A 22,333-nucleotide genomic window follows, 5' to 3' on the forward strand; every position below is an offset into this window, starting at 1 on the left:
ATATTATAGAACGCCTGCATAGGCGTTTTAAACCCTAAGCGTTTTCTTGGTCTGTTATTTAGTTTGTTCTCAATGTCCTGCATCTCATCATCAGAGACTTGTCTAAAGTCACAGCCTTTAGGCAGATACTCTCTGATCAAGCCGTTGGTATTTTCGTTGGTTCCTCGCTGCCATGACGCATAAGCATCGGCAAAGAAGAAAGAGCTAAAGAGCTTTTGTTTCACCTTTTTATGCTGAGCAAACTCTTTACCATTGTCAGAGGTAATGGTCTTAACCTGCAACCTCACTGGCGCTAAGAGTTCTATCATTGCCTCTGATACTTGCTGTGCTGTTTTATGACCCACACGCTTCATCTTCAGCAGCCCCGTTTTACGTTCAACGAGCGTGACAATCGCTTGCTTGTGATGCTGACCGATAACGGTATCCGCTTCCCAGTCACCAATTCGCGTACGTTCTTCAACAATACAAGGGCGCTCATGAATCGAGACTCTGTCATTGATACGGCCTCGAGTCTCAGCGGTTAGACGCTGCCGGTATGGTTTGGCTTTACGTCTGAGACACTGCCACAATGTGCCGCCCTGCCTCTTATCACGCCAAATATAGCGATAAATGCTCATATGACTGAGTCCAGCATGAACGCCAGATATTTGCTCAGGACTCCAGTTCTCTTTAAGCTTGTCTGTGACCCAGTCCCATACGTCAGCGATGATGCTGAGCGCATTGTTTGATCGTCTTGCACAAGCTTTCTTATGAGCGTTATTAACTCGGTAACCGCGCAGGCTTTTATTGCGTCTAAGCTCTCTTGATATGGTACTGGGACTTCTGTTTAACTCTCGAGCTATGAAATTAATACTATGTTTTGCCCCTATAAGGGCATAAATCTGGTATCGTTCCCCTAGGCTTAGATGCGTATAGTTCATGGTTGCAATCTCACTTTGGTCGGTGGATAAAGACTTTGATGCTAGCGCATCTAGGTCTTTTTTTCACCTCATATTTGGTATTGCACTTCATGTGTTAATCTAAGCTTTAAAATACTTTCAAGTAAAGATCATTAAACGCTCGACTTAATTAGCATGAAAGTATTTTTTCAATACTTCTAAACAACGCGTAATTTTTGCAGGTTGCTGATCGCGGTTCAAAGTAACGGCATAGAGCACAAAACTCGGCAGCTGATAACCGGTCAAGACTTCCACCAATTCACCACTTTCGAGCTCTTTTTTAATATCCATTTCCATCATTCTAACCAAACCGTGCCCTTCTTTGGCTAAAGTCGTGGCCATAAAGACATTGTTGGTATAAATGCGCGAATTCATTTTTATACGTGATTTTTTACCTGTTTCGGTCTGAATCATATCAACCTGATTGGCGTCCTTCATGATTTCAATACAAATCAGCTGATGCTCGGCCAAATCTTTAGGCGTTTTCAATTTTACATGTTGGCGCAGATACTGTGGTGAGGCGACAAGCATTTGGCGTACATCCGTCAATGGATGACTGCTCAAATTAGAATCATTAATCGTTGGACTCATACGAATCGCAATATCGATACGCTCATCAATCATATCAATATAATGATTGTCTGCTAAGTAAGTAATACTTAGGTCATCATGTGCCGCCATCCAAGTCGACAAGGCCGGTAAAATATGGTTGACCCCAAGCTCGGGTGTCGTGGCCACACGTAAGCTACCAGCGAGCTCATCACGTAACTGATTGACCTTGATTCTACCTTGTTCGGCCGCGCTAACCACGTCTTTTGCCGCTTCATAAAAGCTCTCACCCGCTTCCGTTAAGCTGAGCTTACGAGTAGAGCGATGCAATAGCACCACGCCAAGCTCATTTTCTAACGAACGAATTTGTTGACTGACTGCACTGGTTGTGATGCCAAGCTCTCGAGCTGAACCACTAAAAGAGCCGTGTCCGACCACACTGGCGAACACGGCCATACCGCGTAAATTATCTAACATATACTCACCTAAGCCACTTTTCAGTTTTTAATATAACTTAACCATTATAAAGTATTTTATTTAATCTTACCGTTTTTAAATGTAGCTTACCTTATAAATAGATCCTATTTATCTGTTAATAAAAGCAAAAATATCAAGGTGATAAACGAACATCACCTTGATATTTTAATCATAACATTACATTTAATGATTATTTAATTGGTAAACAATGCCATTACTAAAATTTGCAACTGTTTAATATAACTGAACTTTGCCCATTTTTCCTTCGCCGCGCTCGGTCAGATATTTCATCACGGGTGTATCTAGCAATTTTGCCTCTGCAACCGTCTTCGCTTGGATCAAACGCTTTTGTTGGCGACGCTCAGGCGTTTTGTCTTCTGCTTGCATGACGCTACCATCGATTTGCAAGCCAATCTCTGCCTGTGTAAATTGCTGCTGTAGTTTTTCTGCCAGTTGCTGAAAGGTCACCTGCAAGTGCTTACTGTCGACACTGGTAACAAAGGTAGCTTTACCATTGCATAGACCAGTCATCATACCTTGACGGGCAAGTGCCAATTCATCTTGAGCCAAAACCTCCGCTTCACGAGCGGTTTGTAGCCAATAGTCCCACTTCTCTGGTGTCCACGCACCTACCAACTCTTGCGGTGGGCAACGAAGTAAAGTGCGTGGATCATCAGATTCAGATGTTAATTGAGAATCATTCGCCTCAGGCTCAACAACGGGTTCAGGCTCAACAACGGGTTCAGGCTCAACAACGGGTTCAGGCTCAACAACGGGTTCAGGCTCAACAACGGGTTCAGGCTCAACAACGGGTTCAGGCTCAACAACGGGTTCAGGCTCAACAACGGGTTCAGGCTCAACAACGGGTTCAGGCTCAACAACGGGTTCAGGCTCAACAACGGGTTCAGGCTCAACAACGGGTTCAGGCTCAACAACGGGTTCAGGCTCAACAACGGGTTCAGGCTCAACAACGGGTTCAGCATTTGCGCTACTATCCAACACATCCAACGTGTGTGCTGATTCATGAGTTGGATCAACACTGACTTCATTACTGTCAAAACTAGCGTTTGGCTGCTCAATACTGACCTGCTCTTGATAGTCGATATCATAAGGCTGTAACGGCGGCATCGAAGCTGAATGGGTAATGGTCGCCTGCGTAGAAGATGTATTTTCTATGGCGGGTACTTCAGATGACACGGAGTCATCATAAGTAGGGTTTAGTATTTCGTCTATTGGTAATGGACGAAAGGCCAACAGACGTAAGATACACATCTCCAGCGCTTGCATCGGTGTACTGGCAAGTTTCACGCCTTCACGCGCTTGCACAACGATTTCGTAATAGAGCTGCAATACCTCAGGACTGATATGCTGTGCCAGCGCATTAATATCTTGGGCTTGCGCCTCATTGACATTGAGAGCGACTTCGGGCAGTAGCTGGGTCAATGCCAACTGATGTAATAGCTCTGCCAGCCCATCAAACATACTCGTCGCATCAACCATTTGCGCACGCATCTGCTCAATATGAGCAGCGACGGCAGACTTGTCATGATTATAGATATCAGTGATGAGCCGCACCAAGTCAGCAGCATCAATCAAACCGAGCATGGCATTGACCGTCACATCATCAAGCGCACCTTGGCCAAAAGCAATGGCTTGATCGGTTAGGGATAAAGCATCACGTACCGAGCCTTTTGCAGCACTGGCCAATTGCCAAAGCGCTGGCTGGGTATAGGCTACTTGCTCTTGGGTAAGGACATTTGCCAAATGCTCACTCAGCAAGGTTTGCGGCAACGGGCGTAGAACAAACTGTAAACAGCGCGAGATAATAGTAATAGGCAGTTTTTGTGGATCAGTGGTCGCGAGCAAGAACTTCACATGTTCAGGCGGCTCTTCCAAGGTTTTGAGTAGTGCATTGAAGCTATGCGTGGACAGCATATGCACCTCATCAATCAGGTAAACTTTGTAACGTCCTTGGCTTGGTGCATACGGCACATTATCTAGCAGCTCGCGGGTGTCTTCCACTTTGGTACGAGAGGCCGCATCAATTTCGATCAGATCAATAAAACGACCTTGATCGATGGCAACGCAATTATCACACACACCGCAAGGCGTACTGGTCACCCCAGTATCACAATTCAGGCACTTGGATAATATACGGGCAATCGTCGTCTTACCGACACCGCGCGTACCCGTAAACAGATAGGCATGATGCAGACGATTGTAATCAATGGCATTTATCAATGCTTGCGAGACGTGCGTTTGCCCAATCAACTCATGGAAGTTTTTTGGGCGGTATTTGCGAGCTAAAACTTGATATTGCTGCGTCATAGTAACTGCCAATATAGTAACTGCCAATGTGAAAAGTACGAATATATAAAAAAGTACAAATATAGTTAAAGCATCAAAGCAGCGATCTATAGTAAGGAAAGTCTATGACTGCGATCGCAACTCAGCCAACTGCTCGTATAAGCGCTGCGTGTTTGCATCGATAGCCGAGCCATTCTGATGAAAAGTGTCAATATACACCTCGGTATTAACGCTGTCCTCGCACGGTCTAACTTCTACGCCAATTAAAAACAAATCATCCATTACCGGCTGCTGCATTTGTGAATTAAGCTCAAACAATAAATCCTGATGCGATGCGCGAACTTTGTCTGCACTCAATGCACTATTTTCATCTTGTCCATAGAACACCATCAGATAATGGCGACCAAATACATGATAAGAATGCTCATGACGAACATAACCATTCCATCGTGAATTTTGATCAATCGTTCTATGTGCCAATATTTTTTCTATTAAACACGCATAGGTATACATCGACTCATCAACTAACACATCGACCTGCTCTTTTGGCAGTGGCGTCCCCTCCTCATAATACTGCTGAATCAAGCGATTAAAGAGCTTATACCACATGCGAGTATTCTTTTGAATCTCTAGCATCAACGCATTAGCAAAAGCGGTTTGGTCAGGTTCTGCAGCTTTAAGCAAGCGAGGTTCCACTTGGTCTATTAACTGGTGAGCAACCAACTGCTCTTGCACCTCAATGGCTCTTTGATGAAAATCAGGTGACTGTAAGAACTGGGCAAGTAACGTTGACTCGTCTTGAAACGTCTCAAAGCCAGCAAGCTTGCGGCGGTGAAAATCCAAATAAGCACTGAGATCACTCGGAGTCACCAACTGATTAAGAATGTCGACAAAGTTTTGATGGCTAAATACTTGTAAGACACTCTGCTCATCGTCCAAGTCCAGCACACAGTCTTCAGCAAAGAACTGACTGCCATATTCGTAATTGACGGTATAGGGCTGCGACTCTGGGTTATCGCCTTCATGCTTGATGGCGAGTGACGTCAAACCAATAAAATAAATTGCCTTGTCCGATGCCGACGCGTTTACGTCAGCCAGTACCTTGTCATTTTTTAGATAAAGCTGGGCATGACGCTTGATTAATTGGTTGACAACTTCCTTTCTCCACTCACGCACCTGTGTACTATCAATCTCTTGCTGGTTAGCCTGCATCACCACATCATTAACGATAAGGTAAACCGTCGCACCAGAGAATTCACAAACAAAGTCATAACCCTGAAAGGCATGCTCGGGATGATTGCTATTGTCCTCTGATACGTCATACAAAGATAAGAAGCTTTGCTGAATCATCTGCTGCCAAACTGAGAGCGGTGCGTGCTGAGTGTCCATAATATCCCTATAGATGAGTGCTCATAAATAACTGAGTGTCTGCCACCAACGTTGCAAAACTCGCTTTATACTCAGTTCAGTAACAGTGTGATAGCCAGTTCAATATAATTTAGATACAAGGAAGGCGAGTAAAGTACGACAAGTAGTAGACTAAGCGAGCCTGATACCCTATCTAAATTATATAGGAGTGACTATATTTCATAGTAAGTAGACTCTAGTCTAGTTGTCAAGCTTGCGACGCATATGTGGGAATAAAATCACATCACGAATGCTTGCTGAGTCCGTAAATAGCATCACTAAGCGATCAATACCAATGCCCTCGCCTGCTGTCGGTGGTAAGCCATAAGATAAAGCTTCGATATAGTCTTCATCAAAATGCATCGCTTCATCATCACCAGCGTCTTTTTCAGCGACTTGACCACGGAAACGTTCTGCCTGATCGGCAGGGTCATTCAGCTCACTAAAACCATTGGCCAATTCACGACCACCGATGAATAGTTCAAAGCGGTCAGTAATCTCAGGGTTATCATCGCTACGGCGTGCCAATGGCGACGTCTCTGCAGGATATTCAGTGATAAAGGTTGGCTGACGCAATTGATGCTCAGCGGTCTCTTCAAAGATAATCGTTTGCAATTTACCCACACCAAAGCCCTCTTTTACTTGCTGTTTAAGGGTGGTCGAGGCGTACTCTGCTAGATACTCACGGTCATTGATATGCGCCATGTCGAAGTTTTCGGCATATTTGGCAATCGCATCAGACATCGATAAACGCTCAAAAGGCGCTTTTAGGCTGATGGCTTCTTCTTGATAAGTAATCTCAGTCGTACCCAAGATATCCATCGCCAACTCATTAAATAAACGCTCGGTCAAATCCATCAAGTCATGATAATCCGCATAGGCCTGATAGAATTCAATCATGGTAAATTCAGGATTGTGACGGGTTGAGACGCCTTCGTTACGGAAGCTACGGTTAATCTCGAATACTTTCTCAAAACCGCCAACCACCAAACGCTTCAAATAAAGCTCAGGCGCGATACGTAAATAAAGCGGCATATCCAAAGCATTGTGATGCGTCACAAACGGACGTGCAACGGCACCCCCTGGAATCGGGTGCATCATTGGCGTTTCAACTTCCATGAATCGCTCATTCAGCATGAATCTACGAATACCGCTGACAACCTGACTGCGAATCATAAAGGTATCGCGAGTTGTCTCATTGGTCATCAAATCAAGATGACGATTGCGATAACGGGCTTCCACATCTGCCAAACCATGGAATTTATTTGGCATTGGACGTAATGATTTGGTTAGTAGACTGATCTCTTCGATATGCACGTATAGATCGCCTTTACCTGAGCGACCGATATAGCCTGATACCCCAACGATATCGCCTAAATCTAGTGACTTAATACTCGCACGCGTCTCATCATCGAGCTCTTTACGTGCGACGTATAACTGAATACGACCTGTCATGTCTTGGATGACAATGAACGAGCCACGGTTGAGCATGACTCGACCTGCTACGTTGACCTGTGTTTTTTCGCCATTCGCCGCTTTTTCTTCAATTTCTTGCTTTGAGATGCCATCAAAAGCTGTTTGCAAATCTTGCGCATAATCGGTGCGTTTGAACGTATTTGGATACGGCTGTTTGCCTGAAGCAGTGATATCGTCTAGCTTGGCTTGTAGCTGGGCGATAAGTTCGTTAGCATCTTCTGGGGCTTGCTCTTGATTCTGATTTTTATTGTTGGAATTTGACATAACACTCTCAAAATTATTAGGTAATTAAAGGAACAAACGAAAACGGTGAATTGAATCTATACTTATTATCATCATAGTCAGCTGTAAAAAAACAGCTATAGACAAACAAACACTGTCAGGTGGACAGTGTCTCGCTTTTATAAACCAATGGCTTTAGTCCGCACCAATACTGGCCATCAAGTCCGCCTGATGCTCGCGTAACAATGCATCAAGAATCTCATCCAAATCACCTTCCATAATGGCATCAAGCTTGTATAACGTTAGGTTAATACGATGATCGGTCATACGACCTTGCGGGAAGTTATAAGTGCGAATGCGCTCTGAGCGATCGCCACTACCGACCAAGTCACGACGGATGGTGTCTGCCGCATCAACCTGCGCTTGCACCTTGACTTGCTGGATTTTTGAGATCAGCATTTTCATCGCTTGCGCACGGTTTTTGTGTTGGCTACGTTCTTGTTGACACTCTACCACGGTACCGGTCGGAATGTGTGTTAAGCGTACAGCTGAATCCGTGGTGTTAACGTGCTGACCACCGGCACCGCTTGAGCGAAAGGTGTCAAAACGAATGTCTGCTGGATTTAAATCAACGGTGTCATCAATCTCAACTTCCGGCATAACTGCAACGGTACAGGCTGAGGTATGCACGCGACCTTGACTTTCCGTTTCAGGAACACGCTGCACACGGTGTACACCAGACTCAAACTTTAGACGACCATAGACGCTGTTGCCGGACACACGAGTAATGATTTCTTTATAGCCGCCATGCTCGCCTTCATTGGCTGATAGCACTTCCATTGTCCAGCCTTGAGTCTGCGCGTACTTTTGATACATACGAAACAAATCACCGGAGAAAATCGCCGCTTCATCACCACCTGTCCCAGCACGAATCTCTAAGAAAGCTGGCACTTTATCATTGGGATCTTTTGGCAACATCATGACGTTGAGCGCTTCTTCCATCTCGACGATGGTATCACGTGCGCTGTCAATCTCTTCTTGCATCATCTCTTTCATGTCAGGATCTGTCGCATCGGCTAGCATAGTCTCAGCATCGGCCTGATCCGTCTCTGCACGCACATAGTTCTGCCATAAAGTAGTGATATCCATCAAGTCGCTGTGCTCGACAGACAATTCACGGAATTTATTATTATCGCTGATGACACTGGGGTCTGATAATAAGGCGGTGACCTCTTCATAACGGTCTACCATCTGGTCTAAACGCAGGCGTAAGGATTCTTTCATAAAAGGACTTTTAATTGGATAAGAGGAATAAGACCGTGATTATAGCAAATTTTTTGGGGTAAATTAAAACCTCTAGGCATTCTTGTCGATATATGGACAAACTTTTCTGCTACTTGTGTCATATCGACACTTTTTTCTGATGATTTGAATACAGCATAAGCTTTGCTTAAAATTTAAGTAAAAAAAATAGCCAAGAATATTCTTGGCTATTTAAACAATAATTAAGACTTAAGGCTTAAAAAATCAGACCTTACGAACCAGTACCGACCCAATAGAGTAACCAGCACCAAACGAGCAAATCACACCTAAATCACCAGATTTTAGCGCGTCTTTATAACGATGAAAGACAATCATCGGACTGGCAGAGCTGGTATTGGCAAATTCTGCGATAACACTTGGCACAATCGCCTTATCGGCATCACGTCCAACAACGGTGCGCAAGATTAAATCTAGCATGTTGGCATTGGCTTGGTGTAACCACATCATTTTTACATCACTGGCTTGCATTTCGTTCTCATGCAAATGCTCGGTGATGATCTCTGATACCTTTGGACAAACTTCACGGAATACTTTGCGGCCGTTTTGTAAAAACAGTTTATCAGTAACCGGCTCTTTGATATCTGGATACATCTCAGTCTGCGCCGCCAAAAACTCTGAGCGATCCATAAAACCATATTCGTTTTTGATATTGGTTGAAAATTCGGTAAACAACTTCGAGTTGATGATCTCATAACCTTTTGGCGTCTCAAGCTCTTCAACGATAGAAGCGGTTGCCACATCACCAAAGATAAAGTGGCTATCACGATTGCGCCAGTTAAGATGCGCTGAAGTAATCTCAACGTTGACCACCGCAATGCGCTTGGCAAGCCCAGAGACGATAGAGCCATGCGCTTGTGATAGACCAAAAGTCGCGGCACTACAAGCGACGTTCATATCATAAGCAAATCCGCCAATCATGCCGATTTCTTTTTGAATCTCGATAGCGACTGCTGGATAGGTACGTTGGAAGTTTGAACAGGCAAGGATGATACCGTCTAAATCATTGGCCTCAAGTCCAGCATCAGCAAGGGCATCTTTGAGCGCCGCAGCACCCATCTCAGCCATAATTGACAGCTCTTCGCCTAAATGACGATAAGGAATCACGGGTGCCATGATTTCTGGGTTTAAGATACCGTCTTTTTCCATGACATAACGAGATTTGATGCCAGAGACTTTTTCGATAAAAGCGGCCGATGAGGGCTCAAGTGCTGTCACCGTGCCTGCTGCTATGTCATCAGCATGCTTTGCATTATAATTATCAACATACTGGTTAAAAGACGCCACCAGCTCTTCGTTGCTGATGCTATAAGGGGGAATATATAGGCCGGTGCCTGTGATACAAGTCGTCATGATAAGCTTCCTTGTCTACTACTATAGGGCTTGGAATAAGCATAAAAATGGAGAAAATAACAATCGTTCATTTTCAGTGAATAACTGTAAACTTAAAATCAGTGCCTTTATTATGCCTGAATATTTTAATTTTTCTAATACTTTGTTACAAATAATCCGTTTCTTGCTAAGATTTAACAAAAACTGTCTTTATTTCGAGTCAGTTACTTAAGACAGCTACGCTATAATCAATGGCACATACTCTCGTAAAATCCATGACAGATACTTATAAAAGCTCATATTTGGAATATTAATGGTTGAACTTCTTAACTGGTTATTTGGGCAATATGCCGATTACCCTACCGTATTTATAGCGCTCGAATTAATCGCGGTCATCTTTGGCGTGGCCAGTGTGTTACTTGCCAGCAAAACCAATATCCTTGTCTTTCCCATCGGGCTGGTCAGCACTGCCATTTTTGTCTATCTACTGTGGAAATGGCAGCTATTCGGTGACATGTTTATCAATGCCTATTATACGGTTATGAGTCTATATGGCTGGATTAATTGGTCAAAGAATAAAAAATCTCACCATAGTGAGGTTCAGCAAGTAGACAATGTCCAAATAGAACATCTACATTCCGATGACATTCCTACTCTATCAGCCTTAGCAGCAGGCACGATCGCTTTCGTTGCCTTGGTTTATTACTTCCGACCAGTGATTAATAATGGGTTTAGTTTCGATGGTGCTGTACTTGGAGTGCACTTATTTACTTGGGTGGACTATACCGATATGCTGACCACCGCGCTGTTTTTGATGGCGATGTGGCTGATGGCACGGCGCAAAATTGAGCATTGGCTACTGTGGATCGTCGCCGATGCTATTTCTGTGCCGCTGTACTTTTACAAAGGATTGACCTTCACCGCACTACAATACGTAGTCTTCACACTTATCGCAATTTGGGCTTACTATGAATGGCAACGACGTTACCGCTTGCAACCTAAAGCAGCATACGCCTAAATCGGTCATCAATGTCGCAATATTAGGGGCAGAAAGTACAGGCAAGACGACCTTATGTCGCGACTTGGCAGCGCATTTTGGCTGCCCTTGGGTAGCAGAATACATGCGCACCTATCTACAAGCGAAATGGGATAAGGAGCAACTGACCTGTACTTGGGACGACTTACTACCCATTGCGCAGGGTCAAATAAAACTAGAAAATGAACTCGCTGAACAAGCCGCTCAAATGCCGGATAGAGCGCGCTACTTATTCTGTGATACCAGTCTATTTGAGCTGATGGTTTACGCCAATTGGTATTATGGCGACTGCCCTAAAGCGCTCACCAATGCGGCGTTAATACATCATTATGACTTGATTTTATTAACCGAAGTTGATATCCCGTGGGTCGCTGATGATTTGCGCGATAGCCCGCATCAGCGCGACGAAATCAGTGCTTATTTTGAAAGTCAGCTGACTCGTCACCAAAAGCCGTTTCATCGCATAGGTGGTGATAGAGACGAGCGCGTCCAACAAGTGCTTGAATGGCTTTCTTAAATCGACCCTATACCACGTTATAAGTAAATGACCTACAACCTTTAGGAACATTAAGAGATGTCGATGCTAAAAAACCTTGAACCTTACCTAGAAAAAACCATCTTTAACAGCCGCTGGATATTGGCACCTTTTTATTTAGGGCTGATCTTAGGGGTTATCTTATTATTTATAAAATTCATTCAAAAAACAATCATGATGTTTAATACTGTATTTAGCGCTTCTGTATCAGACGTCATTGTTAATATATTAGTGTTAGTCGACCTCTCTTTAGTAGCCAGTTTATTATTAATTATCATATTCAGTGGCTATGAAATATTTGTCTCAAAAATTGACACTGGTGATCACGTTGATCGACCTAGTTGGATGGGCAAAGTAGATTTTTCTGGTCTAAAACTAAAAGTCATTGGTGCCATTGTCGCTATTTCTGCAATCGATCTTTTAAAATCATTTATGGACATTCCTAATGAATTGAGTGATGGTGAAGCGGACAAACTCATGTGGAAAGTCATCATTCATATGACTTTCGTAGTGTCTGGCTTATTGTTTGCTGTTATGGATAAAGTGGTTGGTGATACTAAAAAACACTGATGCCAGAAAGCACTGATATCAGAAAATACTGATATCAGAAAACACTAAGGCTTATTTTTTCCACACACTCTCCATCGTTCTTACATATTTTTTCTTTATCTCTCCTCTATGATCTTCTTTGAACCTACTGACTGTTATATGCACAGTTTTGGAATAAAGATTCATATGAGGCACTCTTATGCAAAAAACACTATTCACCAAATTGACTATCATCGTGGGGCTCTGCATTATTTTTGTCGTCGGGCTCATGATGTTTCGCACTGTCATCGCTGAACGACAATATTATGCACAATCAGTGGTGAAGGAAATCGCCCAGCAGCACGTCAATCCGCAAGAAGTCATTACCCCTTTCATCATTATTCCAACCACCATAACGCCAGAATGCTCAATAGTAGGCGATACCGATGCCGCTAAATGCAAATCCGCTTATTCATCGACGCTAACGGTCTTTGCTAATAAAACTAGCGCCACTCAAGACCTTGAAGTCAGTACGGACACCTATCGACGAGGGATTTATCATGCCACTAGCTATAACGGCGCGTTAAAATTCGATCAAAGTTATACCATAAATCAAACCCTACAACGCTTAATAGCAGATAACCAGTCGGTGAGTAACGACTCAAAAACCCTTAGCACAGCTAACAATAGTACCAATGGCAATGGCAACACAAAAACAGAAAAGACCGATATACACTGGAATGACGCTAAGTTGATTATTCCAGTTTCTGATTTGCGCGGTGTGGCAACCTTACCAACAGTAACGATCGACAAGCAAGCCATCAAAGCAACCTATCCGCAGAGTGCCATGCTTAATGGCTTAAGCTATGTTGAAGTATCGTTGCCCAACGATGTTTTGAATCGATTAACCACAACGAGCGCAAGCCAGCAAGAAAAAACAAACCTTGTGGCTGAAAATCTGAATAGCGAACCACTAAATACGCAAAGTTCTAACATACAAACGCCTATTAGCCAAAACCCAAACCATCAAGACTTAGACGGTCAGCAATCAGATAATAGTCGTCATCAAGCGCTTGATATTGTGGTGGACTTGCCTCTCTCAGGTATTAGCACCTTAAATACCGTGCCAACGGGGCAAAACTTTGAGCTATCTATGCGCAGCAATTGGCATGCCCCAAATTTTATTGGCAGAGCCTTGCCCAATGCTAAAAAATTCACCTCAAAAGGCTTTGAGGCCAAATGGCAAAATCAATATCTAACGGTCGCTAACAATCAAAATTTATCAAAGTGTGTCAGCACTGCCAATAATCAATGTATGGTAGCCAGTAGCGCCGTGCTCGATAGCGCTGACCAAGATGATGAGGCTATCACAGCAATAGAAGGCATTGTCACAGCAGAGGGTAATATCGTGTCCAATAGCGAGCGAGATGTGCGCTTAAGTAGCTTTGGAGTGAGTTTCGCGGAGCCAAATGACGTGTATTTACAAACAGAGCGCACGATGAAGTACGCACTGCTATTAATTTTGGTGTCGTTCGGTACATTTTTCTTATTTGAGGTGATCAAATCCAGCCGTATTCACCCTATCCAATACTTATTGGTCGGTTGTGCACTGCTGTGCTTTTACGTCTTGTTGCTACCGCTGGCCGAGCAAATCGTCTTTTGGCAAGCCTATGCAGTTGCTGCAAGCGCCTGTGTCGGATTGATTGGTTGGTACACTTATTATGTATTAGATGGTATCAAGCGAGCGGGCATATTTACCGCTATATTGGGAAGTCTGTATGCCGCCTTTTATGGTATTTTGACCACAGAAGACCTAAACCTGTTATTGGGTGCTATCTTCTGCTTTGTATTGCTAGCCTGCGTGATGGTCATGACCCGTAAAATCGACTGGTATAAGATTGCTTAATATAGGGTCTGTTGAACATTCAGATATTAGGACTGCTGATCCCTAAAGTTGCCCCAAACCTTTTATCAAATCAGGCGTAAACCGACGATAATGTCGAGACCTTAGCTAGGTTTACAACAACGTTTGGGGTGATTTTAGTATCAGCCTTTCAGGGCAGGGCTACTTTTTGCCAATACATGGCGAAATTATCTAACCTAGAATGACTAGGCGTCAAAAATTTCACTGCGTATTGTCTAAAAAATAGCCACTGCCAGTGCCACACTTGAATGTTCAATAGACCCTAGTCGATACTAAATAAAATAGACACACAACATTATGATGCGTGACTGCTACAAATTTTTCTTGCTTGCTGTACCTACCCAGACAGAGGCTATAACAAGTTTATATCAGTCACGCTGTATCTTTTTTATATTCACCTGATTAGAGTCGGTTCACTATAAGCTCATCTTTCATCGTCATTTTTCAATCGAATCTATTTATAGGGTATGTTTACATTTAATTTGTCAGTCAGGTTTTTCGGTATTGCACTATACTATCGTCATTACGATATAGGGCTAAAGCGATAAGCCGTAGTCATTGTCGTTATTATTATCGTTGTCATTACGACTGCCATTTATTCAAAAAGCCAATTTAACGACTGTAGGGATTATTTTGAAAGCCACGTTATATACGATTATTGCTTTAATAGCATTTGCCGCAAACTCTCTTTTTTGTAGAATGGCGTTAGCAGAAGGTTATATAGATGCATGGAACTTCACCATCATTCGCCTGCTCAGCGGTGCGCTCTGTCTGAGCATTATTATGGGCGTTTATAGCTATAATTTACGACGCAACGAGGCAACTCTTAAGCATCCCACTAGCGAGGCCATTTTAAGCGACAGAGGTAGCTGGCTCAGTAGTATAAGTTTGGTGGTTTATGCACTTTGCTTTTCAATCGCCTATGTTGAGCTTGATACCGGAACTGGCGCACTGATTCTATTCTCAGCGGTTCAGCTCACCATGATTGGCTGGGGGATATATAAAAAAGAGCAATTAAGTGCCTTACAATGGCTGGCTTTTATAGTGGCAGTGGCAGGATTTGTCTATCTCATGTTGCCATCAGCGGCTGTGCCGTCAGTATTGGCAGCGACATTGATGGCCATCAGTGGCGTGGCATGGGGGATATATAGTATACGCGGTAAAGCGTGCGTGTCACCGATACGAGCGACGGGCTTTAACTTTCTCAGGAGCCTATTTGCGATTCCGCTACTACTCATCATGAGCATGGTTTATTTAAAAAACATATCGTTAGCAACGATCAGTATCGAGGGCATCTTATTGGCTTGCGCATCGGGCGCAATTGCTTCTGGCATGGGCTACAGCGTTTGGTATATGGCAATGCCATTACTGAAAAGTACGCAGGCGGCAGTAGTACAGCTCTGCGTACCGGTATTGGCTGCCATGCTTGGTGTGGTATTTTTATCGGAGCAACTGACCATAAACTTTATCATAGCAAGTACGGTCATTTTGGGTGCGGTTTTAATATTTATTTTAAATAAAAAAACGCCAAAGACGGTAAGTTAGATCATAAAAAATTTCGACCTGTTTTAGGGTCTGTTGAACATTCAAATATTAGGACTGCTGATTGCTAAAATCGTCCCAAACCTTTTATCAAATCAGGCGTAAACCGACGATAATGTCGAGACCTTAGCTAGGTTTACAACAACGTTTGGGGTGATTTTAGCATCAGCCTTTAAGGGCAAGGCTATTTTTTGCCAATACATGGCGAAATTATCTAACCTAGAATGACTAGGCGTCAAAAATTTCACTGCGTATTGTCTAAAAAATAGCCACTGCCAGTGCCACATTTGAATGTTCAACAAACCCTAATTTACTAAAGACTATTTGTTTTTATGAAAAAAAAATAGTCCCATTATTTGTAATAAAGAAAGTAAACGTTACGCTGATAAAATCGAACCACAACACCAAATAACAAAGTTTACTGTATGATATTGCTTTGTGAAATTACAAACAATCATTAACAATATTAAGGAATATTATGAAAAAACTATTAGCTGTTGCGCCTTGTGCTGTACTTCTAGCGGCCTGTGCCACTAACGCTCCAACAACTACAACCACAGCAAGTGGCAGTGCAAGTACAAGCAACCAAGTTCAGACACTAACGTGCGAAGACAACGGCAAAGTGACAGCCGCCTATACCGCAAATGGTCAAATTGCTAACTTAAACGTCTCGCTACCTAAAGTCGGCTTAAACAATGCAAAAATATCGTTAAAGCAAGTGGTATCAGGTTCTGGTGCTCGTTATGTAAATGACACCAACCCTAAAACGACATTCGATTGGCACACCAAGGCTGATTATGGCATTATGACCATCAGCTCAGATAACGGACAGCAGTACAGCGTAAACTGTCAAGTATAATCAATAATAATAAAATGACTGACAGTATGTAATACTCGTTAAAAACAAAAATGCCAGTAGCGCCCATAACTTACGCTACTGGCATTTTTTATGAGCGTCTATTGTGCAATATAGTCGATTCAATTTAAAAGCATTACAAGGCAACCGAGTGTAGATGTATATTTGATACGTCAAGCGAGGTTAACGCAGTAATGCTTTTATAGTGGAATGATTCTAGTTAATTAATTGGTCTCTCTATGAATAAAGAGTCATAAACTGGCTACTGATATAAATTTTTTGTAGCATCGAAACTGCGCAGACACAGCGAGCAAGGAAAATTTATACCAGTGCCACGTTGTAATCCTTCTACTCGTTTTATTTGGGACTGACTATAGGATAGCCCATGAGTGAATCAACCAGTCATAACTCGCTGTCTAACAAGCACATATGGTTGATCCCAGTGATTTGCCTGTTGGCCGGTGGCGGATTGATCGGAATTTCTACCAATCTGGCCAAGGTTGCTGGGCAAATTGGCTTATCGCCGCTCGCCTTTCTTTTTTGGTCGATTACTGGTGCAGCGCTCCTATTATTGGTCGTAACGATTGTGCGACGTGACTTGCCGCCGCTGACGCTACGTAGCTTGGAATATTATTCGGTCGCTGCCCTTGTCAGTGTCGCAGGCTCCAACCTGATTTTCTTTTCCGCCATTCCACAAGTTGGTGCAGGCTTCGTGGCCTTAATGATCGCTTTGCCCCCACTGCTCACCTATCTTGGCGCGTTATTTATGCGTATGGAGAGATTTAATATCGTGCGTGCCCTTGGCGTAGCAGCAGCACTAGGCGGTGTAGGTGTCTTAGCCATCCGTAAGTTTTCGGCCCCTGATGCCAGTATTTTCTGGATTTTACTCGCGCTTTGTGGCCCTGTTTTGCTAGCGATTGGTAATATCTATCGCACCTTGCGCTGGCCAGACGCAGCTTCTCCCAGCTCGTTGGCGCCTGGCATGCTCATTGTCGCCGCTATCTTATTAGGTCTGGTCGGTATATTGCCAAACTTCTCGCTTACGGTGCCAACGGGCGCATTACTGCCGCTAGGTTTGATTGTGCTACAAGCCTTTATCTTCGCTGGGCAGTTTTTACTGCTGTTTTTACTACAAAAAACAGGCGGTCCTGTGCTATTGAGTTTATTGGGGTCAGTCGGCGCCATCGTTGGTGTGCCAGTGGCTATTTTTCTGCAAGGAGAAAATCCACCAGAAGGTCTGTTATTAGGCGCTTCATTAATAGCCATTGGCGTGGTATTGGTCACATGGGGCGGCATAAAAATGACCGTGATTCCAGATAATACGCATTACGAACTATGACGATAGAGATATTATGATTGGTTGCGTAATAAAATCGCTGTTTATTGTGGTGCCTCCATCTGAAAATCATATTTATTGATGACAAAAAAAACGCCAGTAACTTAAGCTATTGGCGTTTTTAAAATATAAGCACTCTACTGCATAGAACTTATATTAGACAACGGTCACGTGCAGGCGTGCATCAACATTACCACGCGTGGCATTGGAGTATGGGCAGACTTGATGGGCCGCTTCAATCAACGTTTGCGCTTGTGCTTCGTCGATACCAGACACTTCAATGTATAAATCTATATCTAAGTTATAGCTGCCATCTTGCTTCATGCCAATACCAACTTGGGTAGAGGTTTTCGAAGCCGTGATCGGCAGTTTCATGTGTTGCGCCGTCAGGTTCAAGGCACTATCAAAACAGGCCGCGTAGCCCATCGCAAAAAGCTGCTCTGGATTAACACCCTCTTTGTCTTGCTCTTGAAAAGAGACCAAGTCAAAGCCTAGTGAACCATCATCTAAGCCTGTATGTCCAGAACGACCACCGGTTGCTGTTGCGCGAGTTTTGTAAAAAATTTTCATGATATATTCCTTGTTTGATGTTATCAGAAGTCGTGCTTGTTTTGTTTCAATGGAGTTATTATAGGCACTCTCAGCTTAAAGTGTTAGAATAGTCCTCCAAAATTCTTGCCTAATCCTATAAATAATTATATGATTAAGCCATTCATTACATCAAAGATATACTATAAAAAATATCGATCCGAGAAACACCAAACTTTCAATCAACACCCCTTTATCTAAGATAACTATGATGCAGCCAACAACGATTGCGCAACTACTTAACATACTGCCCAAGAATCAGACCATCGAGTCTGCTATTTCCGGTTTATTTTTCTACTGCGCAGATAGACCCAATAGAACCGTCAGCTATATTCAAGAGCCTAGTATTTGTATTGTATTGCAAGGTGAGCGAGAGATTTATTTAGGGAATGACTGCCAAAATTTTGATAATAGCAATTTGATGTTTTGCCCTGTAAACATTCCCCTGAGCATGCATGTCAAACATGCCTCAGTAGACAAGCCTGTTATTGTGCTGTCTATGAAGTTAGACCTTGCTATGATTAGAGAAATATTGGCCCAGATACCGCCCGCACGAAATACAGAAGAAAAGCATCTGGGTATAAAATGGCATCTGGATAACACCATACTTGCCGCTTTTGAGAGACTCATCAACTTGCTCGATTATCCAAACGATATCGAATTTTTATCTAAATTAATTCAACAAGAAATCTACTACCGACTGCTCTCAGCACAGCAAGGCAATAAATTGCGACAGCTCGTCGTCAATGGCAGTCATACGCATCGTATCAGCCAAGCAACGGATTGGCTCAAAGCGCATTTGAGTGAACCCGTCATCATCGAAGAGCTGGCCAGTAAATGTGGTATGAGTGTCTCAGGGTTTCATCAGCATTTCAAAGAGATCACTCAATTAAGTCCGCTGCAATACCAAAAAAGCCTACGCTTGATGGCAGCGAGGCAGCTTATTCAACGTGGTGAATCACAAATTTCACAAGTCGCCATGCAGGTAGGATATGAAAGCCCCAGTCAATTTAGCCGTGAATATAAGCGCTTGTTTGGAGTCAGTCCGAGCAGTGAGCTTAATTGATAACTGACGCACCTTGAGCTCTATAAAGGGTGTAGATTCATTATCTTAACCTTAACCTTAACCTTAACCTTAACCTTAACCTTAACCATTATCATAATTATATAAGGAAATATCGTGCAAGAATTACGACGTTTTGAGGATTATTTATATAAGAGACCTAAGCCCACAGGTATCGACGTTGTCTGCGGATTAAAACATTTTTCCATTATCACGTATGCAGTGCCAGTAGACAGGTTCGAGGGAATATTTCCTGACAGGTTCAAGCTCGATACGGTCATGATAGACGGCGAAGAAAAAGGCTTGATCTCTGTTGTACCCTTTATCGATGTTGATTTTACCTCTGCGGTTTATCCTTTTCCAACATTCACCATGGGACAGACCAACTATCGTATCTATATCATAGATAAAAAGACTGGTGAGCGCTGCGTATGGTTTTTGGGCACCACTTTAGATTCTTGGACATTAGCAGTACCAAGGTACTTATGGAGTTTGCCTTGGCATAGCGCGAAAATGACTTTTGATTGTCAATTTGATGACGCAACTGGCAAGTATGTAAAGTATTCGGTAAACGCTGAGTCAGAATGGGCAGCGGCGTCGGTATCGCTTGCGCAAAACACAGAGGATGATTTTTCGTTCCCAGGCTTCCTTGATACAGAATCGGCGCTTATTTATTTGACCCATCCGCTGGCAGGATTTTATCATCGCCGTGATGGTAAGCTTGGTACTTACCGGGTCTGGCATAAAAGACTTGAGGTACAGCCAGCCTCTTTGATTTCTGCCAATTTCAAGCTGTTATCAGACTTAGGTATTGTCACTCTTTCAGAGCAAAATACCCCCTATAGTGTACTTATTCAGCCTTTAAATAGGTTTACTATCTATTTACCGCCAAAAGTGATTGGTTGACCCGTTCGCTATCTGTCTGGTGTATACATTATGAAATAACACTCAGGCCTTGATAACTTTTTTCTTCTAGATCAGTGTAGCTTTTGACTTCATTTTATTATTTTACGTATTCACGTCAAGGAGCCGCTTGGACGACTCAACTTCTCAATCGAATCACTCATGAAATATCCTAATCAAAAAAATAACAGTTGACTTGACCTATATATTCATAATATAACATATATGGAGTATTTATGCATTTAGGATTATCAAAACACCGTTATTTCTAGGTTAATCACAAGCATATTTCGTGAGGAGCTACTATGATTCGTTTAAGCTACACTCTCAAATGCTGGGCCTTAAGCATTGTCTTTTACTCGGTCTTTTACTTTGCCGTATTAATGACAGATCCTGATTTTGGTAAATATAACTATATGTTAGCGCTAAGCACATTGCTATTTCCCATTTCCAAGCGGGCAATTGACGTATTGAGTGACTCGTTAAGGCTCGATTTCGATATGTTCGATGGCTTCTTATCCCCCTTACTCATCAATATTACGATATGGCTGTTTACGCCTTTTATCGTCTTTTTAACATTCATTGCTTTCTTGGCTTATAGCATGGGTGTGGTAAAAGGAAATCTAAATAATTAAAACTAATGTCTAAGGCAACCTAATGCTAGCTTGAATGCTTTATTCTAGTTTTTTTTAAACAAACGGTATTGGCTTGAATATTAGAGTTCACGTAGGGTTCACTAAGTTCACTGATAAGAAATAGATCTGATAAAATTAGTGCGTAGAACGCAACCTACTCAAACTACGTACACATTCTACGAACCGTTATTTGCATTTGATACTTACCTAGATGACCATATTTACCCATAGAGCCAATCTTCCCAACGACGCAAGTTTCAAAATGTTTGTAATAGCCTTTTTGATTTATACTTTTCGGTGTAATGGACAAAATTCATGCTAAAAAGTAGAAGGTAGTCGCTAATGGACATAATTCATGCTATTTGAGAGACTTTGACCCTAAAAAGTCTTTAATAAACCGCAACTTACGCTGCTCATTTAGACCATGATGACTGTGTAATTGTCGCTTGAGCTCGCTGAATAATCCTTCAAGAGAATTGGTGGTATTTGGTATATCTAAATGCTTATATTCTTGATAAATGAATAACCAATCACTATTGGTTCTGAGGCTACGATAAGCACTTCTAAGGCGCTTATGCGTGTACCACGTTCTACTGTTATCGTCATTGGTACTACGTTCATTGAGATAGGCTTCATGAGTCACATACCAGTGATCTAAGCGCTGTATGAACGCCTCTTTATCAAGCAGTTTTATTTCTAAAGTAAGTCGTCTAAGCTCGATACTTGCACTGTTCTTAGGTCGACGAGTGAGGTAGCGGGTCACTATTTGCACCTGATGAAACTGGCACATCTGGCAAGGGGTGCGGGTGAATAACGTACGCAGTCCTCGTCTACCATCACAGGTGATGCTTTGTATATCAACGCCTAACGATGCTAGATGATCAATTCCTTGTTTGTAGGCACTGTTGGTTTCATGACTGACTATCGCGTAGTAAAGAACGGCTTTAGTGGTATTGTCCATAAAAACCATTAAACCGAACTTACGACCGAAGTAAGTGGTGTCCATGATGATGTTAGCAGTATTCGGTCGCTTAACTTGATAGTCAATACTGACTGTGTCTAAGCGTCTTTGAATGGTTTTAAGACTACAGCTATACTTGTCAGCCAGTTGTTTGTAGGTCTGTTTGCCCTGAGTGTATTCCGTCCAAAGGGTTTGGTTATTGAGTCTTTTGCCACCTAAAAACTGCCGTCTGCAAGCTAGACATTGATACTGTTGTTTGCCTAGCTTGCGTCCGTTCTTTTTAGTGTGTTTATCACGACAAAAAGGGCAGTTTTTTGATTCATGGCTTTGATTCCTTGCAAATATAGACAGTATATAGCGTTAGACCCTACGCCAGCATGAATAATGTCCATTACACC

The 22,333-nt window shown here is 42.8% G+C and carries 19 protein-coding genes; 10 read left to right on the top strand and 9 right to left on the bottom strand.

Annotated features, from left to right (window positions below):
- From W293_RS0101635 to W293_RS0101665, 7 genes are all read right to left on the bottom strand, one after another.
- Positions 1–920, bottom strand: a 920-nt coding sequence (locus tag W293_RS0101635) for an IS30 family transposase (protein ID WP_025650794.1), incomplete at its 3' end; no start/stop codon positions are given.
- 144 nt (positions 921–1,064) lie between these two features.
- On the bottom strand, positions 1,065–1,964 hold the full coding sequence (locus tag W293_RS0101640; RefSeq protein WP_025650795.1) for a LysR family transcriptional regulator: 900 nt from the start codon (positions 1,962–1,964) through the stop codon (positions 1,065–1,067).
- Positions 1,965–2,198: 234 nt separating this feature from the next.
- Entirely contained in the window at positions 2,199–4,292 is a 2,094-nt protein-coding gene (dnaX, locus tag W293_RS0101645; RefSeq protein WP_025650796.1) for a DNA polymerase III subunit gamma/tau, read from the bottom strand.
- A 102-nt stretch (positions 4,293–4,394) separates the two neighbouring features.
- Positions 4,395–5,660 (bottom strand): hypothetical protein, encoded by a 1,266-nt coding sequence (locus W293_RS0101650; protein WP_025650797.1) that lies wholly within the window; start codon positions 5,658–5,660, stop codon positions 4,395–4,397.
- A gap of 219 nt (positions 5,661–5,879) precedes the next feature.
- Positions 5,880–7,418 carry a lysine--tRNA ligase gene (gene lysS / locus W293_RS0101655; RefSeq protein WP_025650798.1) on the bottom strand — a complete coding sequence of 513 codons (1,539 nt, stop codon included), beginning with the start codon at positions 7,416–7,418 and terminating at the stop codon, positions 5,880–5,882.
- Between the two features lie 153 nt (positions 7,419–7,571).
- Positions 7,572–8,660 carry a peptide chain release factor 1 gene (gene prfA, locus W293_RS0101660; protein WP_025650799.1) on the bottom strand — a complete coding sequence of 363 codons (1,089 nt, stop codon included), beginning with the start codon at positions 8,658–8,660 and terminating at the stop codon, positions 7,572–7,574.
- Between the two features lie 243 nt (positions 8,661–8,903).
- Complete coding sequence (locus W293_RS0101665; RefSeq protein ID WP_025650800.1) at positions 8,904–10,049, bottom strand: beta-ketoacyl-ACP synthase III; 1,146 nt, start codon at positions 10,047–10,049, stop codon at positions 8,904–8,906.
- 292 nt (positions 10,050–10,341) lie between these two features.
- Between W293_RS0101665 and pnuC the strand changes: the two genes are divergently transcribed.
- The 7 genes from pnuC to W293_RS0101700 all read left to right on the top strand — a co-directional run bounded on the left by pnuC (position 10,342) and on the right by W293_RS0101700 (position 17,788).
- The gene (gene pnuC, locus W293_RS0101670; protein WP_025650801.1) at positions 10,342–11,046 is read left to right on the top strand and encodes a nicotinamide riboside transporter PnuC; all 705 of its coding nucleotides are present in this window, start codon (positions 10,342–10,344) and stop codon (positions 11,044–11,046) included.
- Positions 10,997–11,581: an AAA family ATPase gene (locus W293_RS0101675; protein WP_025650802.1), complete on the top strand. Its 585-nt coding sequence runs from the start codon at positions 10,997–10,999 to the stop codon at positions 11,579–11,581. The genes pnuC and W293_RS0101675 overlap by 50 nt, the downstream gene beginning before the upstream one ends.
- A gap of 63 nt (positions 11,582–11,644) precedes the next feature.
- On the top strand, positions 11,645–12,169 hold the full coding sequence (locus tag W293_RS0101680) for a TIGR00645 family protein (protein ID WP_025650803.1): 525 nt from the start codon (positions 11,645–11,647) through the stop codon (positions 12,167–12,169).
- A 178-nt stretch (positions 12,170–12,347) separates the two neighbouring features.
- Positions 12,348–14,033, top strand: coding sequence for a cell envelope integrity protein CreD (gene creD / locus W293_RS0101685; protein WP_025650804.1), 1,686 nt, complete (start codon positions 12,348–12,350; stop codon positions 14,031–14,033).
- 651 nt (positions 14,034–14,684) lie between these two features.
- Positions 14,685–15,596: a DMT family transporter gene (locus tag W293_RS0101690; protein WP_025650805.1), complete on the top strand. Its 912-nt coding sequence runs from the start codon at positions 14,685–14,687 to the stop codon at positions 15,594–15,596.
- 475 nt (positions 15,597–16,071) lie between these two features.
- Entirely contained in the window at positions 16,072–16,452 is a 381-nt protein-coding gene (locus tag W293_RS0101695; protein ID WP_025650806.1) for an MliC family protein, read from the top strand.
- Between the two features lie 382 nt (positions 16,453–16,834).
- Positions 16,835–17,788: a DMT family transporter gene (locus tag W293_RS0101700; protein ID WP_025650807.1), complete on the top strand. Its 954-nt coding sequence runs from the start codon at positions 16,835–16,837 to the stop codon at positions 17,786–17,788.
- A gap of 153 nt (positions 17,789–17,941) precedes the next feature.
- On the opposite strand, the gene W293_RS0101705 is transcribed toward W293_RS0101700, so the two are convergent.
- Complete coding sequence (locus W293_RS0101705) at positions 17,942–18,355, bottom strand: organic hydroperoxide resistance protein (protein ID WP_025650808.1); 414 nt, start codon at positions 18,353–18,355, stop codon at positions 17,942–17,944.
- A 226-nt stretch (positions 18,356–18,581) separates the two neighbouring features.
- Between W293_RS0101705 and W293_RS0101710 the strand changes: the two genes are divergently transcribed.
- The 3 genes from W293_RS0101710 (at position 18,582) to W293_RS0101720 (ending at position 20,974) form a co-directional block, all read left to right on the top strand.
- Entirely contained in the window at positions 18,582–19,439 is an 858-nt protein-coding gene (locus W293_RS0101710) for an AraC family transcriptional regulator (RefSeq protein WP_240990800.1), read from the top strand.
- A 114-nt stretch (positions 19,440–19,553) separates the two neighbouring features.
- Positions 19,554–20,342 (top strand): DUF2071 domain-containing protein, encoded by a 789-nt coding sequence (locus tag W293_RS0101715; protein WP_025650810.1) that lies wholly within the window; start codon positions 19,554–19,556, stop codon positions 20,340–20,342.
- Between the two features lie 302 nt (positions 20,343–20,644).
- A complete protein-coding gene (locus tag W293_RS0101720; protein WP_025650811.1) occupies positions 20,645–20,974 on the top strand; it encodes a hypothetical protein in 330 nt (109 codons plus the stop codon).
- 358 nt (positions 20,975–21,332) lie between these two features.
- On the opposite strand, the gene W293_RS0101725 is transcribed toward W293_RS0101720, so the two are convergent.
- On the bottom strand, positions 21,333–21,980 hold the full coding sequence (locus tag W293_RS0101725) for a transposase (protein ID WP_025650624.1): 648 nt from the start codon (positions 21,978–21,980) through the stop codon (positions 21,333–21,335).
- Between the last annotated feature and the right edge of the window lie 353 nt (positions 21,981–22,333).

This window comes from Psychrobacter sp. TB67 (assembly GCF_000511065.1).
In the GTDB taxonomy this organism is placed as follows: Bacteria; Pseudomonadota; Gammaproteobacteria; order Pseudomonadales; family Moraxellaceae; genus Psychrobacter; species Psychrobacter okhotskensis.